This window comes from Streptomyces sp. NPDC054883 (assembly GCF_053610645.1).
In genome coordinates this window covers 1-14,607 of record NZ_JBSGYT010000086.1, presented here as the reverse complement: position 1 = coordinate 14,607, position 14,607 = coordinate 1, and the positions used below count along the sequence as shown (strand labels likewise).

Annotated in this window: 11 protein-coding genes and 5 pseudogenes; 5 read left to right on the top strand and 11 right to left on the bottom strand. The window is 68.4% G+C overall.

The features are described 5' to 3' along the window. Nucleotides 1-355: 355 nt before the first annotated feature. Nucleotides 356-1,021, top strand: a complete 666-nt coding sequence (locus tag ACWGH1_RS34550; RefSeq protein ID WP_453353441.1) for a Mu transposase domain-containing protein — start codon at nt 356-358, stop codon at nt 1,019-1,021. A gap of 113 nt (nt 1,022-1,134) precedes the next feature. After that, nucleotides 1,135-1,809, top strand: a pseudogene (istB, locus tag ACWGH1_RS34545) (IS21-like element helper ATPase IstB); the annotation flags it as partial. A gap of 121 nt (nt 1,810-1,930) precedes the next feature. On the opposite strand, the gene ACWGH1_RS34540 reads toward istB, so the two are convergent. Both ACWGH1_RS34540 and ACWGH1_RS34535 read right to left on the bottom strand, forming a co-directional pair. After that, complete coding sequence (locus tag ACWGH1_RS34540; protein ID WP_453353440.1) at nt 1,931-2,593, bottom strand: hypothetical protein; 663 nt, start codon at nt 2,591-2,593, stop codon at nt 1,931-1,933. 1,033 nt (nt 2,594-3,626) lie between these two features. Beyond that, a complete protein-coding gene (locus ACWGH1_RS34535; RefSeq protein ID WP_453353439.1) occupies nt 3,627-4,343 on the bottom strand; it encodes a TetR/AcrR family transcriptional regulator in 717 nt (238 codons plus the stop codon). A 179-nt stretch (nt 4,344-4,522) separates the two neighbouring features. On the opposite strand from ACWGH1_RS34535, the gene ACWGH1_RS34530 reads away from it, so the two are divergent. Beyond that, nucleotides 4,523-6,151, top strand: coding sequence for a CocE/NonD family hydrolase (locus tag ACWGH1_RS34530; RefSeq protein ID WP_453353438.1), 1,629 nt, complete (start codon nt 4,523-4,525; stop codon nt 6,149-6,151). 25 nt (nt 6,152-6,176) lie between these two features. On the opposite strand, the pseudogene ACWGH1_RS34525 reads toward ACWGH1_RS34530, so the two are convergent. The 4 genes and pseudogenes from ACWGH1_RS34525 to ACWGH1_RS34510 form a co-directional block, all read right to left on the bottom strand. Next, nucleotides 6,177-6,623: pseudogene (locus ACWGH1_RS34525) on the bottom strand (Tn3 family transposase); the annotation flags it as partial. A 9-nt stretch (nt 6,624-6,632) separates the two neighbouring features. Continuing rightward, nucleotides 6,633-7,716 (bottom strand): annotated as a pseudogene (locus ACWGH1_RS34520) (IS630 family transposase). 73 nt (nt 7,717-7,789) lie between these two features. Continuing rightward, nucleotides 7,790-8,100: pseudogene (locus ACWGH1_RS34515) on the bottom strand (Tn3 family transposase); the annotation flags it as partial. 23 nt (nt 8,101-8,123) lie between these two features. After that, on the bottom strand, nt 8,124-9,188 hold the full coding sequence (locus ACWGH1_RS34510; protein ID WP_453353437.1) for an aldo/keto reductase: 1,065 nt from the start codon (nt 9,186-9,188) through the stop codon (nt 8,124-8,126). A 117-nt stretch (nt 9,189-9,305) separates the two neighbouring features. Between ACWGH1_RS34510 and ACWGH1_RS34505 the strand changes: the two genes are divergently transcribed. Continuing rightward, nucleotides 9,306-10,145 carry a helix-turn-helix transcriptional regulator gene (locus ACWGH1_RS34505; RefSeq protein WP_453353436.1) on the top strand — a complete coding sequence of 280 codons (840 nt, stop codon included), beginning with the start codon at nt 9,306-9,308 and terminating at the stop codon, nt 10,143-10,145. 87 nt (nt 10,146-10,232) lie between these two features. Here ACWGH1_RS34505 and ACWGH1_RS34500 read toward each other — a convergent pair whose 3' ends face one another. Next, nucleotides 10,233-10,730 (bottom strand): hypothetical protein, encoded by a 498-nt coding sequence (locus ACWGH1_RS34500; protein ID WP_453353435.1) that lies wholly within the window; start codon nt 10,728-10,730, stop codon nt 10,233-10,235. Nucleotides 10,731-10,931: 201 nt separating this feature from the next. Between ACWGH1_RS34500 and ACWGH1_RS34495 the strand changes: the two genes are divergently transcribed. Next, nucleotides 10,932-11,138, top strand: coding sequence for a hypothetical protein (locus ACWGH1_RS34495; RefSeq protein ID WP_453353434.1), 207 nt, complete (start codon nt 10,932-10,934; stop codon nt 11,136-11,138). Between the two features lie 318 nt (nt 11,139-11,456). On the opposite strand, the pseudogene ACWGH1_RS34490 reads toward ACWGH1_RS34495, so the two are convergent. The 4 genes and pseudogenes from ACWGH1_RS34490 to ACWGH1_RS34475 all read right to left on the bottom strand — a co-directional run. Next, a pseudogene (locus ACWGH1_RS34490) lies at nt 11,457-11,690 on the bottom strand (IS5/IS1182 family transposase); the annotation flags it as partial. Between the two features lie 479 nt (nt 11,691-12,169). Then, the gene (locus tag ACWGH1_RS34485; RefSeq protein ID WP_453357349.1) at nt 12,170-13,081 is read right to left on the bottom strand and encodes an urease accessory protein UreD; all 912 of its coding nucleotides are present in this window, start codon (nt 13,079-13,081) and stop codon (nt 12,170-12,172) included. After that, nucleotides 13,078-13,773 (bottom strand): urease accessory protein UreG, encoded by a 696-nt coding sequence (ureG, locus tag ACWGH1_RS34480; protein ID WP_453357350.1) that lies wholly within the window; start codon nt 13,771-13,773, stop codon nt 13,078-13,080. The genes ACWGH1_RS34485 and ureG overlap by 4 nt, the downstream gene beginning before the upstream one ends. Nucleotides 13,774-13,798: 25 nt before the next feature. Further along, nucleotides 13,799-14,473: an urease accessory protein UreF gene (locus tag ACWGH1_RS34475; protein WP_453357351.1), complete on the bottom strand. Its 675-nt coding sequence runs from the start codon at nt 14,471-14,473 to the stop codon at nt 13,799-13,801. Between the last annotated feature and the right edge of the window lie 134 nt (nt 14,474-14,607).

Here is a 14,607-nt window from a genome sequence, read left to right as displayed (position 1 = left end):
AAAACCTGACGCTGACGTCAGAGGCAAGAGAGGCACCGGACCCATGATGCGGGCGGTCGGCCGTTCGCGCGCCCCGCCCGCACCGGCCCCGCTACGCGTCCCCGGCCTCCTCGATGCGCCCGGTCCTCGACCTCGGCTGGTGCCCCGCGTCATGCCGCGGGGCGCGGGCGACTCCGAGGCGGGCGCCGCCCTTCTTCAGCGGCTGACGTACTCGTAGACGCCGCCGTCCGTGTGAGTGGGGGAGTGGGGCAACGGTTGCCCTGGCCGCTGGTTCCACGTCCCGGAACCAACCCCGGCTTCGGCCTGAGTACCGCGCCTTGCGAACGCGGACGGCTCCCGGCGCACCAGCGTGGACATGGAGATCAATCACATCCCCGCGAAGGCGTCCTACGCCCACCTCGACGAGCCCGGCTTCAGAACCAACAAGCGCGCCGAGTACTTCCAGGTCGAGCGGCCTCCGTTGATGCCGCTGCCGGAAGAGCCCTTCGAGACGGGCCGGCTCTTCACTCCGCGAGTCGACCGCTACGGCCAGATCGCGGTCCGAACGAACCGTCACTCGGTGCCGGTCCGGCTGATCGGCGAGCGCCTCCGGGTCGTGCTACACGCCTCCCACCTGGTCGTTTACGACCGGAACGTGGAAGTGGCACGACACGAGCGGCTGATCGCGAAGGGCGGCTGCCGCCTGGATCTGGACCACTACCTCAAGGCCCTGATCCGCAAACCGGGAGCCTTCCCCGGCGCCACCGCACTCGAACAGGCCTGCTCCGCTGGCAAGTTCACCCCTGTCCATGACGCCTGGTGGGCCGCAGCGGTCAAGGCCCACGGAGACACCGCCGGCACCCAGGCCTTGATTGAGGTGCTGCTGCTGGCCCGCCACATCTCGCACGAGCACCTGGTCACCGGACTCGCGATGGCTCTTCGGGCGCCTGACCGCGGACGCGGTCGCTCTCGAGGCCCGCAAGGTGGCCCAGGCCGAGGACGAACCCACCGGGCACCCTTCGTCGGCCGGCGCCGCCGGTGAGGCGACCGTGACGTTTCTGCACGAGTGGCGGCTCGCACATCTTCCCCCGGACACCAGGCCGCTGCCCTCGGTGACCCACTACGACCAACGAGTTCTCCGACATCGCCGACCGGGCGATGAAGGACCAAATGACCTACCGCGGCTTCCTTGCCGAGCTCCTGATGGCCGAGTGCGACGACCGGGCCCGGAGCCGTTCCGAGCGCCGGATCAAGGCGGACGGCTTCCCCCGGGACAAGTCCCTTCGGACCTTCGACTTCGACGCGAACTCCAACATCGACGCGGCCACCATCCACAGCCTCGCCAGCTGCGAATGGATCAAGAAGAGCCAGCCGCTCTGCCTCATCGGCGACTCCGGGACCGGCAAGTCCCACATGCTGATCGCCCTGGGAACCGAGGCGGCCATGGCCGACAACCGGGTCAGGTACGGGCTGGCGACGAAGCTGGTCAACGAGCTCGTCGAGGCCGCCGACGAGAATCAGCTCTCCAAGACGATCGCCCGCTACGGCCGTGTCGATCTGCTCTGTATCGACGAGCTCGGCTACATGGAACTCGACCGCCGCGGCGCCGGACTCCTCTTCCAGGTCCTCACCGAGCGCGAGGAGAAGAACAGCGTGGCCATCGCCTCCGATGAGTCCTTCGGCGGCTGGACCAAGACGTTCACCGACCCCCGCCTCTGCGCGGCCATCGTCGACCGCCTCGCCTTCAACGTCACCATCATCGAGACCGGCACCGACTCCTACCGCCTCGCCAGCACCCGAGCACGTGCTGAGCACGCTGCAGCCAGCTGACTGGCCCCTGCGCAAATCCTCTCGGGTCGACTCAGACATCGCTCCAAGAGGTCCGCTTGTTCGTGTCCGCCGCCAGCACGTGACGGCGGACGCCGATCCTCTCGCGCACCTTCAGCGTGGTTCAGGAGGCTGCGGCAGTCTTCTGGATACGGGGGACGAAGAGCTGGGCCAAGGAATGGACGGTGGCCGGGTCCAGGGAGCTGCCTCCCCCATAAAGGTATACCTGGGCTACGACCGTGCCCTGGCACATGGTGAGGTAGAGGGTGTCCAAGCCGCCGGCGTTGCGGTAGTACGCGTGGCTCTCGACGCCGGTGACGGGCGGGACCTCCGCCTTGGTGTACTTAGCCGACCAGTCCTTCTCCTTGCGGCACGCGGCCTCAGCGGCCTTCTTGTCGGCGAAGGCGTCGATGTGGAAGGCGGCAGTCTCGCCGACCTCTTCGAATGCAGCCAAGCCGTTTGCGATGCTGGTGCAGTCCCACGCTGTGTCCGGACCACACTCCGCCGCGGACTCAGGCCGTTCCTCGATGTTCACACGGCCGGTCTTCGGCTTCCAGCCCTTCATCGCCCCGGGGTCGGGGAGCGCCTGCCGGATCCGGTCCTCGGTGTTGAACACGGTGTCGAAGTCCGCCTTGCCGCCCTTCGGCTTATCCGATGGTGCCGACTTCTCCGTAGCCGGCGGCTTCTCCCCGACGGTATCGGAGCCGCCACCTCCACAGGCGGCAGCGAAGGCAGCCAGAGCCATCAGAACCGCCGCCCTCGAACCAATGCCGGACCTCAACTGCATTCCCCGTTCCCCCTGGTTTATCGGACCAACCCGTCGGGCTGCCGCATCGTCAGATGATCCTGACAGCTGACCCCGATGGTGATCAAACGGTGCCCAACCTCGGAGACGGTCGCGCCGGCTGATCCGCCCTTGGTATCGACCGCAAGGCACTGACGTTCCGCGGCACCGTTCCCCGAAGCAAGTCAGCGAGGGGCCCACCGAGAAGGTGACGCTGCCGTCATTTCCCATGCACATCCAGAGTGCGGGTGATCACTGAACGCCGCCGGAACCCACGAACAAACGCTGTCGGTTGAAGCGAACGAAGCCAGCCGACGATCGTCTTACGGCCTGACCAACGATTCAGCCCCGAAGAGAACCGCCCTCCATTCGAGACAGGGCGTCGAGCGTGGGCCTGCCTTCAGCCTCGTCACCGCATGGTTGAACAGCGCCACCGGCCCTCTGCGTGCGCCTCCCTATTCCTGCCGGGGCTCGGGTGTGCTGGGTTTGTGAGCGGTCTCGTCCTCTGCGGGTTCGAGCCAGGGGCCGAAGGGACCCGGTTCTCCGGGTCCGGCGGCGGCGAGGACGCCGGGGCCCTTCCAGCGGTGGGACGGCATGGGGATTTCTGGTCGTCTCCGTTCCGGGACTGCGCGAGCAGCTGGCCACCACGTCGTCGGTGCCGCCCTGGGCCTGGCGGATCAGGGTGTCCAGCACGGTGTCGCTGCCGAGGACCTGTGCGGTGAGCCGTTCCATCAGCTCTGGGTCGGTGCCGCTCCCGGGACTGGTGATGCGGGCGCGGAGCGGGCGGCGGGGGCCGATGACCTGCGCGTCATCCGACATGACGTCCTCCTCGGCCTCGGCGAGCGCCCGGTACAGCGAGGCGACCGAGGGGTGGCCCCGCGTTCTTGCCCGTCTTGATCGTGAGTTTCTTCGCGATGCCGGGTTTTGAGAGGGTTCTGCGAATGGCGGCCTGCGGATTCGTGAGCGAGTCCGGGGCGTTCGTAGAACTCTCGCAACTGGTCATTTGTGAGAACGGGCACGGTGCGGCGGAGCGGGATCAGTCAGTGTCCAGGCCGTCGATCAGGCGATTGAGGAACCGGGTGAAGGTGGCTTCGGGCGTGAGGGGGCGTCCGGGGGCGGCGAGCGCTTCGGCGAGTTCGGGGTGGCGGCCGTCCGCGGCGACAGCGGTGAGGTAGCGGGCTTCGGCTGCGGCTCGGTCGGGGGACTGCAAGGCTGCGGCCCCCGCAATCTCATGGGCGACGTGTCCGGCCACGAATGCGGTGAGTTGGGCGAAGACCTCCAGCTTCGCCGCACCGTCCAGCCCGGTGGGCCGCAGGGCGGCAAGCGCGCGTTCCAGGAAGGCCAGGGTGTTGGGGCCGGGGATGCGGCGGCTGGCCAGAGCGGCGGGAAGCCAGGGGTGTCGCAGCATGTGGGCGCGCTGGAGGTGGGCGATGGCTTTCAGCTCGGCACGCCAGTCGCCGGTGGGCGTGTTCGCGGTCGGCAGTTCGCCGCTGACGTGGTCGACCATCAGTTCCAGCAGCGTCTCCTTGTCGGGGGCGTAGCTGTACAGCGACATGGCGCCGGCTCCGACCTCTGCGGCGACTTTCCGCATGGTGACCGCTTCGAGCCCCTCCGCGTCCGCCAGGGCGACGGCTACCGCCGTGATCGCCTCTCGGCTGTACGAGGGCTTGCGGCCCCTACGGGATTGGGCGGAGCTCAGCCAGAGCTGCTCAGGGTCGACGCCCGGGGTGCCGGCCTTCTTTGCACGCGGCATGGTCCACGCTCCCTCCGTTGATTGAGGCGGCCCCTTGCAGGGTCACATCCAAGCATGGTCTATTCTCGTACATAGTACGGATAAAGAGGAGGGGAACGATGGCAGCACGCACGCACGGTCCTGCGACGAGGCCGACCTGGGCACCGCCCCCCGGTAAGCCGCCACTGGCATCACGGATCATGAGGGCGACCTGGCGCGGCCTCCCGGCCAAGCGGCACGATGTCGGGTGGGAGCCGGGGCTGCTGGTGCCGGCGGCCGACGGCAGCCCGCTGATCACGGACCACTACTTCCCACGCGCCGAGGGCGACTTCCCCACCCTCTTGGTGCGCTCGCCGTACGGCAGGGGCCTGCCGTGGTCCCCCATGTACGGCGTGCTCTTCGCCGAACAGGGCTTCCACGTGGTGCTGCAGAGCTGCCGCGGCACCGGTGGTTCCGGCGGCGAGTTCGACCTGTGGCGCAACGAAGCCGCCGACGGCCAGGCCGCAGTGTCCTGGCTGCGCGAGCAGCCCTGGTTCAACGGAACACTGGGGACCGTCGGCCCCAGCTACCTGGGATACGTGCAGTGGGCCCTCGCCGTGGACCCGCCACCGGAGCTGAAGGCGATGGTGGTGCAGGTGGGGCTGCATGATCCTCACGCCCTGTTCCACGCACATGGTGCTCTCCGCCTGGAGAACGCTCTCGCCGTCGGCGTCGGTATGACGTACCAGCACCAGGGGATGGCACCGTTCGTGAAGGCGACTCTGCGTCTGCAGCGGCGCCTAGGTGATGTCACCACCGCGCAGCCGCTGCGCGGGGCGCACGTGTCCGCCCTCGGGGGCGATGTGCCCTGGCTCGACGACGTGATGTCGCACCCGGATGCCGAGGACGTGTACTGGCGCGGTGCGTCGTTGGCAGCGGCGGCGGAGCGGCTGACGGTGCCGACCAGTTTGATCACCGGATGGCACGATGCGCTGGGCGACCAGACTTTCGAGCAGTACCACCGACTACGTGGGGCCGGGTGCGAGACCGCCTTGCTCGTCGGCCCCTGGACCCACACGTCCGCGCTGCAGCAGGGGTGGCCCGAGGTGTTCGCCGAGAGCCTCGCCTGGCTCCGCGCGCACCTGTACGCCGATCCCTCTGACCTCCGTCCCACAAGGGTGCGCGTACACGTCGGCGGCGAAAACGACTGGCGGGACATCGACGACTGGCCGCCGGCCGCGGTCGTCAGCCCGTGGTTTCCCGCCGCGCAGGGGCACCTCACCCAGCAGGCTCCCACGGAATCCGCACCACTGATGTCGTTCCGCTACGACCCGAGCGACCCCACCCCCTCTCTCGGCGGCCCGCTGCTCTCCCGTACGGCCGGTCCTCGCGACAACAGCACCCTGGAGAGTCGGGACGACGTACTGACCTTCACCGGCCCGCCGCTGACCGAGCCCCTGGACATCCTCGGCCCGGTCTCCGCACGGCTGAGCATCACCACGGACACCGGCCACGCCGACGTCTTCACGCGCCTGTGCGACGTGGACACACAAGGCCGCTCCGTCAACATCTGCGACGGGCTGGGCCGGCTACGGACGGACGGGCAGGAGCCGTCGCAGATCACCGTGCCGATGAGCTCCACCGCCCACCGCTTCGCAGTCGGTCACCGCATACGCTGGCAGATCAGCGGAGGCGCCCATCCGCGCTACGCCCGCAATTCCGGCACCGGGGAGTCGCCGGTGGACGCCACCACCTTCACACCGGTGCGCATCACGCTCCACGCGGACTCAGCGCTGATGCTTGCGATACTTGCCCACAGTTCCGGGCTCAGCCCCACGGGGAACAGCTGACAAGCCAGACTCGACGGTTGACCGATCAGCCCAGGGCCTCGTCGTGCTCCTCGCCCTCCTCGTCCTCGGTGGTGTCGGGGTCACGGAAAGGGCGCAGGCCCTGGCCGGGGCCGCTGGGCTTGATATTGAACAGGTAACGGCCCAGGAAGTTGATGTGCCGGTCCTTGAGCGGGGAAAGGCGGGCGATGTCCTCGTCCTTGATGTCGTGGCCCTCGGCATGCAGCCGGGCGACGGCGGCGTCCAGGTAGCGGATGTTCCACAGCACCACCGCGTTGAGGACCAAGCCGAGCGCGGCGGGCTGGTCCTCCTGGCCCTCGCGGTACGCCTGGCGGATCTGGCCCCGGCCGCCGTGGCAGATCGCGCGGGCGAGGCGGTGGCGGACCTCCTGGACGGTGAGCTGCCGGTTCATCAGGCGCCGGTAGGTGTCGTCCATCGGGTCGACCAGGGCGAGCAGGTGCATGGTCTTATTGATTTCGGCGTTTCAAGGTGAGGCTGGGGTGTCGAGGGTGAGGCCGGTGCTGGCTATGAAGCCGTCGAGGGTATGCGGCCGGTATTGAAGGCGTTTGAGCCGGTTACGGACCAGGGCTTCGAGTCGGTCGAGGGCCATGACGGCGAGGTTGGCGAGGCTGCGTTTGACGTGGGCCCACACGCCTTCGACGGGATTCAGGTCGGGTGAGTAGGCGGCCAGCAGGAACACCGTCAGCCACTCGGGCTCGGCCACGAGGTCCCGCATCCTGCGGGAGACGTGGGTGTTCAGGCGGTCCCAGACCAGCACGATCGGCGCCCTGACCAGGTGATGGGTTCCGTCGATGAGTGCCATGAAGTCCCGCTCGCTCATACTGCGACGTGTTCCCTTGCCTGCAGGGTGGGTACGAAGTCGGTGACACAGCCGGGTTCTCGAACCCGGCCGCATCGCGATCAGCCCGGGCACCGACAGCCGTCCCGAACGCCGGCCGCTGACCGTCACGACCGGAGTACGGCCCCGCCGGCCCCAGGTCCGTCCCCGGGGCGACCGTCGGGTGAAGCCGGCTTCGTCCTCGAAGCAGACATAGCCCCCGCATGCCGCCCGGACCCTCTTACCTCCGCCCAGGTCGCCTCCCGCCACAGCTCACGGCCTGCTCATCGCGCTCGGCGACCCGTCGGGCAGGGACTTGTGGGCTGAAGCCGAGCAGGTACATCAACCGGGTGGCACCCGAGACGCTATAGGAGACATGGAACTTCCTGCCGATCAAGGTCGCCACCCTCGATGCGGTCCACACCTGGTCCTCCACCCAGCCATGCGCGGCCGGACCTTCCTCCAGGAACCCCGCCAGCTTCTCGGGACACCGCGGCGACAGGCGGCACCGTGACCCACTCGGCCCCCGGGAAGCCAGAGCCTCAACGCCACCATCCCGCCACAACTGGTACCACTGATAAGCAGACTTCACACTCACCCGCTGCCGACGTGCGACTTCCGCCACCGCGATCTGCTGCTCGAACAGTTCGGCCGCTTGCATCCATGCCGTCTCGCGCCGCTGACGTCCCGCAGGAGTCAGGCCGCCCCCATCCGCATATCTCTCACACACACAGATACAGGCACTCAGCCACACCCATCAGGGACTTCGCAACGATTCACCTCAACGAGCGGAAGTCAGCATCGATCCGTCCGTACTCCGCGAACGCGGCGCCCAGCGGGGTGGGGTAGCCCTCGCGGCCAAACATCCGCAGCAGGTCGTAGGCGCGGACCTGCTTGGTGATGAGCGACCCGGCGACCCGGAGCATGTCCGGCCAGTGCGTGGTGATCCGGTTGAGTTGACCTTGTTGCAAGCCACGGCATCCAGCGGCCCGTACCCGTCGGCCGGCTCCCCGCCGTCACTGTGGCCTTCGGGCAGGTCGGCTCGCCAGAACCGCTGGTCCGAAAGGTCCCGGAAGCGCGGGGCGAAGCGGAAGCCGAGCATCTCGTACAGGCCGCTGCCCGGGGCTTGATCGGGTATCAGCGGCGGGTTTCGACCTTCAGGTCGCCGTGGGTCACCGCGCGCATCCTGTCACTGGCGAGCATGTCGTGCGGGAAGCCGAGTCCGATCGCGCTGGCCCCATCGAGGCGGGCCAGTTGGGAGGCCGTGAAGTCGACCTCCAAGGCGCCCAGATTGTCTACCAGCTGCGCGAGGGTGCGGGCGCCGATGAGCGATGAAGTCACATCCGGGTTCTGCAGGGTCCAGGCCAGCCCGACCTGGGCGGTTGTGTGGCCCAGCTCGGTGGCGACCTCCTTCACGACATCAGCGATGTCCAGGTTGCGTTCGGTGAGCCCGCCGTTGGTGATGTTGAAGTTCTTACGGGTGCCGTCGTCGACCACGGTGTTCGTCGCGGTCAGGTCGTCGCGGCTGTACTTACCGGTGAGCACCCCGCCGGCCAGTGGCGAGTACGGCACTACGCCCAACCCCATCTCGCGTGCCATGGGGATCAGGTCACGTTCCCCGGTACGCTCGATCAGGTTGTATTCGATCTGCAGGGCGACCAGCGGGGACCAGCCGCGCAGGTCGGCGATCGCCTGCATGCGCGACACCTGCCAGGCCGGGGTATTGGAGATCGCCACGTACAAGACCTTGCCCTGCCGGACCAGATCGTCCATGCCGCGCAGGATCTCCTCGACCGGTGTCGTGAAGTCCCACACGTGCAGGTAGAGCAGATCGATGTGGTCCGTATTCAGCTGTCGCAGACTTGCTTCCACCGACGCGAACAGGCTCTTGCGGTGAGGGCCCCCGGAATTCGGGTCGCCGGGCCGGCGCAGCGTGGTGTATTTCGTCGCCAGCACCAGGCTTTCGCGGTTGTCGCGAGTGAACTCGCCCAGCAGGCGCTCGGAGCTGCCGTTGGTGTAGGTGTTGGCGGTGTCGATGAAGTTGCCGCCGCGCTCGACGTAAAGGTCGAACAGCTTACGCGCCTCGTCCTGCTCGGCGCCCCAGCCCCACTCGGTGCCGAAGGTCGCCGCGCCCAGCGCCAGCGGTGAGACCCGCAGCCCGGAGCGGCCCAGCAGCCGGTAGGTGTCGAGGGTGAGCGACATCGTGTCCTCCTGTGCTTGTGATCCGTTGTCGGGAACAAGTCTGTGACCGCCGCAAGCCGGGGATAAGGGAAAAAAGTTCCTGGGAACACCAGTCCTACCCTGGCTGTTGGACCCAACATGTTGACCCGCACCCTGGACATGACACAGGAGCTGGCCGCGTTCCTGCGGACCCGGCGCGAACGCCTGGACCCGCGCGATTTCAACCTGCCGTCGCGGCAGCAGGCCCGACGGACCCCGGGACTGCGCCGCGAAGAGGTCGCCGAACTGGCCGGGGTCAGCATCGACTACATCGTGCGGCTGGAACAGGCCCGCGGGCTGCGACCCTCAGCGAACGTGGTGGAAGCGCTGTCCCGGGCGCTGCGCCTGGCCCCCGACGAACGCGCCTACCTCTTCAACCTGACCCAGCAGCGCCCCCGCAAAGCCGACAAGCCCGCCACCACCGCAGCGCCGCCGCTGGCCCGGCTGGTCGCCGACCTGTCGCCGCTGCCGGCCATGCTGATGAACCACCGCTACGACATCCTGGCCTGGAACGGAGAAATGGCGAGACTGCTGCTGGACTTCGACAGCCTGCCGCCGTCGCAGCGCAATGCGATGTGGCTGTGCCTGGTACACCCGGAAATTCGCGAGTTCTATGTCGACCGCGAACGCGTCGTACGGGAGGGAATCGCCCACCTGCGCGCAGCGTGGGCCGCGCACCCGGAGGACCAGGCATTGACCGACCTCATCATCGAATGCACCACCCATAGCGAGGAATTCGCACGATTGTGGGCCGAGCAAGACATCAAGAGCAACGGCCGCGGACACAAGGTGATGCGGCATCCGGGCGCCGGTGTGATCGCCGTGCACTTCGAAGTGCTCGTGCCACTCCAAGATCCGGACCAGCGGTTGATGATCTGCCGCGCCGCAGACGATGAGAGCCAGTCGGCATTGGACCGTCATCAGCGTGAGGGAGACTGACGAGCTCGGCGGCCGGAAAACGGATGGGGTCGAGCAGGTTGGTGATCAGTAGCCATTGTTCGGTGCGGAGGGTGCCATCGGTTTCAGTCAGCAGGGCTTGACGTACAGATCAGGAGCCAAACGCAACGGTGTTGCTCCTGACAGGCGCGGGTGATCTTGGTCCACACCCTCGTCCACCGATTCGCGGTCACACCGCCGGTTCGGAAAGAGCTCGGTGTTCCACTCGCTGAACTTGGTCACGGGAAGCGCCTTGTCCAGCCGAGCGGCGGCCAGGTCGTCGTGGCGGATCGTAAAACTCCCGTAGTAGTACTCGTCAGCCACGGGAAAACGGGCGAGTGACATCCATTCGCTCGTCAGCCGGTGCTTCTCCTTCTCCACATGGGAAGACCACTTCGCCACCGGGATGACGATCTCTCCGGCCCTCTCGAGCGCCGCGGCGGCCTGCTCCGCAATGCTCGTGATCACCTCATCGTCGGCGTACCCGCCGATGCAGGCGCTGGCGAGGCCTTCGCCAGGCCAGAGGTCGTAGGCGAGAGCGCAGAGTTCGTCCAGGTGCGGGACGTCACGCTCCAGGTCACAGGCCAACTGTTGCTGGAAAGGCGATAAATCGTCCCATTCTTCGTCCTCGTCTTCGTCAGTCCCGAACCAAGGGGGCAGCTCGGCGAGGAGTGCGGCGCTGACGTCGTACTGCTTGCCGGTGAACTCGGAGTGGGGCGATTCCGCGACCGCGGTATCGGTGCCGTCCTGTACATAGACGACTCGCGCGTACCTCCCGGTGTCGTCCAGATGATCCTGGAAGAGATGAACGGCAACGGATTGTTGCCGGCGGACAGCCAGTTCATGCCCAACGGCAGCCGGGGCAAAGCACCGAACCGCCTGGCCGGAACACCACCGGAACCCCCGCTCAACCCGATCGACAAACGGAGGTGCTGGCTGAACCTGCTGATCTCGTCGTCCGGGATGCCCAGCTCAAGCGCTGCACGACGAAATTGAGCCTGGTGATCCATGCCGAAAGCCTGTACACCAGCCCCTCGACCTGCGGTTTCAAGTTGGCGGAGGCTCACTCCAGTGAGCGCCGGCCGGTGGGGGAGCGGAATATCTCGGCACCCGGCCTACTCACTCGATGGCAGCAGCGATCACGATGCACGGCGGCGTGCGTCCACCGCCGATCTCGCGCACTCCCGACCGCACCGGTGCGCACCGGTGGTGCGCCTCACGTCCAGGCCACCGCACCGCCGGTGCGCACCCGGAGGCGATGGCGCGCGCACCGATGGACCCAGGTGTGCGCGCGAGGCGGTCACGAGTTCTTTCCGCGATGCGCATACCACCACGGTGGAGGTCGGCGCGTATCTCGTCGCGGATGCGGAGACGTTTGAACTGGTGAAGTCAGGTGAAGGTCTGCTCGACGACCCAGCGGGTCTTGCCCGGTCCTGAGCCGTGCGGAGCACCGCGACGGGCAATCTTGGGTGAGATGAAGCAGGCCCGGAGGATGTGGCGCTACTTGTCGAAGATGTAGCCGCAGTCAGCTAACACGCGTCGGGGACGCCATCCGGCCACATCCCGCCATCCGCTCTCGAAGCGCGGGCGGATGGCGGGTGCAGTCAGCGGTCAACTAGGCGATGTGTCTCGGATCTCCTGACGTCGGGGGCGTTTTGGCGTCAGGCTGGCTGTGCTCGGCCGCTACAGCTTCACCGCCTCCACTCCGGCGGGCGGCGACCTGCGTCCGCTGCGCGACCCTGACGCCGTCGAACTCGATGACGACGAGGACAGACAGGGCTGACTTCTCTGCAAGGCCACGGAGCAGCCCGGCGGAGCACGGGGTCATGTGGGAAGGTGAGGCGGGTGGGTCCCCAGCTCACGCGCCATGCCCCTGGCCTGCAGCGGACCGTTGCCGCCCGCGAAGATCAGCCCGCAGCCAGTGTCCGGTTCCCAGTGGAACCTTCTACGGTCGCTCCTACTCGTCCGTCACGCCCTCCACGAGGGCGTGACGGACGGGCAGGACCTGTTGTTCAGGTCGGTCTCGGCTACATGCCCTTGATGTGTTCGAGGGCCGTGTCCAGGAGTTTGCTCACGTCGTGGAGGCTGCGGGCGGTGGCGGTTGCCAGGTAGGCGGGGTGCTGGGCGAGCGGGGTGAGAACGGCGTGGCCTGCCTCGGGATCGTCGCCGATGAGGATCGGTGGGTGATCGGGGGCCAGGTAGGGATCCACGACGAGGAGTTGACCAGTGGCGCGGTATCCGCCCAGCACGGCGGGGCCGTCCCAGGCCGGCGCCGTCCCGCCGTAGGCGGTGTGCTGGTCGAGAACGGGACGGCCGCCTCGATGCACGGTCAGGCGCATGGTGAGGTGGCCGGGGGGCTCGGGGGTGCGGCCGAGGAGTTGCTCTTCGCGCAGGATGACGGCGGCGGTCGGTGCGAGGTCGACGGTGCACGTCTGGTGGAGGGTGCTGTTCTGGACGCTGATCAAGGGTTTGGGCAGCCAGGTCAGGATGGCGTGGTCGGCGACGGCGAGGCGGACGTCGTAAGTGGCGGGGGCGGCGGTGGCGCCGGGCAGCGCGATGGTGGCGGCCGCCGTGGACACCTCCAGCTTGGCGTGTTCCTCGGCGGTGACGTCGAGCGCGAGACGGTCTCCGCCGAGCGGTGCGCACATGGCGCTGATTACGCTGACTCGGGCCCACCCGTTGCGGGGTTGCGTCCGGTGCAGGTGGAAGGGACCACTGCTGCGCAGGCGCGGGACGGTGGTGACGGAGCCGTTGTGTACGGCCCTGATGACGGCGGTGGCCTGGACTCCCGAGAGCTCGGGGTCCGTTGCGGGCCTCCGTACGACGGCGGGTGCCTCGTGCGTCCGCCCGCTGTCCGTCTCCCCTCCTTTGACCACCGGCGTCGGCGTGCGGTGTTCCGCCGTGGGCGCCGGGCGCGCACGTGGTGCGGTGGCTGTCATACGACGGCCTCGGCACGCCAAGCGGACAGGCAGCCGTTGACCCACTCGGCGACCGGCTGGATGCCGTCGTCCGAGGCCAGGCTGGTGAAGACGACGGGGAGGGATCCGCGCTGCTTGCTCGCGTCGGCGGCCATGGTGCCCAGGTCCGCGCCGACGTACGGAGCGAGGTCGGTCTTGTTGACGACGAGGAGGTCGGCGGTGGTGATGCCGGGGCCGCCCTTGCGGGGGATGTCGTCGCCGCTGGAGACGTCGATGACGAACACCTGGTGGTCGACGAGGCCCTTGGAGAAGGTGGCGGTGAGGTTGTCGCCGCCGGACTCGATGAGGATCAGATCCAGTGTGGGCAGTGTCTCCTCCAGTTGTTCGACGGCTTCGAGGTTGGCGGAGATGTCGTCGCGGATCGCGGTGTGCGGGCAGGCGCCGGTCTCGACGGCGGTAATGCGCTCCGGCGGCAGTACGGCTTCACGGAGCAGGAACTCGGCGTCCTCGCGGGTGTAGATGTCGTTGGTGACGACCGCGATGGACAGCCGGTCGCGCAGGGCGCGGCACAGTGCGGCGACGGTGGCGGTCTTGCCTGATCCGACGGGCCCGCCGAGGCCGATGCGCAGGGCGCGGCGGCTGCCGTCGGGACGCAGTGCGTCGGCGCTGGGGGTGCGGTGGTGCGGCAGCATCGTGTCGTGGTCGAGGTGCATGGCGTTCTCCGAACGGTGTGGGGGGTCAGGAGGCGAAGAGGCGCATGGGCCAGGCGGCGTGCTGTTCACCGGTGATGTCAAGGAGCGGCGAGGATGCGGCGGGCAGGACTGCGATTCCGTCGGTGGCGAGCCGTGCTGCCGCTTCGGCGGCGGCGTGGGCGACGTCGTCGAGTTCGCCGGCGAGCCGGGCGAGCAGGGCGGTCGCGTCGAACGGGTTGAGGCTCAGCAGCCGTACCGCGGCCGTCGCAGGGCCGCTGATGCTCTCGTAGGCGGCGCACTGGGCGGCGTCCAACGGGGTCAGGCCGGCGGCGCGGGCGGCGACGCCGAGGACCACGGGCTGGTGTGCGCCCTGCGGCAGGCGGTGGGCGATCTGGTCGAGCTCGGGGCAGGGCCAGGCGGCCCGGGCCGCGCGCAGCATCTGCCGGCCGAGCTTGCGGGCGACCTGGCGCAGTGCCGGTACGGGGGTGCGGGCGTCGGCGGCCTCGTCCAACGCCATCGGGTCGTACCCGGTGGCGGCCCCGGCGGCGAGGCCGGCCGCGGTCAGCCCGGCGGTGTGCAGGCGGCCCCGGCAGAAAGCCTCCAGGCTTGCGGCGTCGTGGACCCCGTGCGAGGCGACCGCGGCCTCCACGCCGCCGGAGTGGGCGTGCCCACCGGCGGGGAAACGGCCGTCGGCCAGGACGAGCAGGGCGGCATGGCTCATGGGATCGGTGGCCTGCCTTTCACAGGTACGGGGTGAAGAGGAGGGCAACGGGAGAGTCTTTCCCCGGGAGAGCGGGCCCGGCGGCGCACCGCCGGGCCCGCTGCCGTGCGCAGAAGAGGAAGTACAGCCGGTCG

Excerpts from the sequence above, each read along its gene's own strand:
- ACWGH1_RS34540 (WP_453353440.1), bottom strand. The coding sequence starts at position 2,593 with ATGCAGTTGAGGTCCGGCATTGGTTCGAGGGCGGCGGTTCTGATGGCT.
- ACWGH1_RS34475 (WP_453357351.1), bottom strand. The coding sequence starts at position 14,473 with ATGAGCCATGCCGCCCTGCTCGTCCTGGCCGACGGCCGTTTCCCCGCC.
- ACWGH1_RS34505 (WP_453353436.1), top strand. The coding sequence starts at position 9,306 with ATGTTGACCCGCACCCTGGACATGACACAGGAGCTGGCCGCGTTCCTG.
- ACWGH1_RS34495 (WP_453353434.1), top strand. The coding sequence starts at position 10,932 with ATGATCCTGGAAGAGATGAACGGCAACGGATTGTTGCCGGCGGACAGC.
- ACWGH1_RS34535 (WP_453353439.1), bottom strand. The coding sequence starts at position 4,343 with ATGCCGCGTGCAAAGAAGGCCGGCACCCCGGGCGTCGACCCTGAGCAG.
- ACWGH1_RS34530 (WP_453353438.1), top strand. The coding sequence starts at position 4,523 with ATGAGGGCGACCTGGCGCGGCCTCCCGGCCAAGCGGCACGATGTCGGG.
- ureG (WP_453357350.1), bottom strand. The coding sequence starts at position 13,773 with ATGCACCTCGACCACGACACGATGCTGCCGCACCACCGCACCCCCAGC.
- ACWGH1_RS34485 (WP_453357349.1), bottom strand. The coding sequence starts at position 13,081 with ATGACAGCCACCGCACCACGTGCGCGCCCGGCGCCCACGGCGGAACAC.
- ACWGH1_RS34510 (WP_453353437.1), bottom strand. The coding sequence starts at position 9,188 with ATGTCGCTCACCCTCGACACCTACCGGCTGCTGGGCCGCTCCGGGCTG.
- ACWGH1_RS34550 (WP_453353441.1), top strand. The coding sequence starts at position 356 with ATGGAGATCAATCACATCCCCGCGAAGGCGTCCTACGCCCACCTCGAC.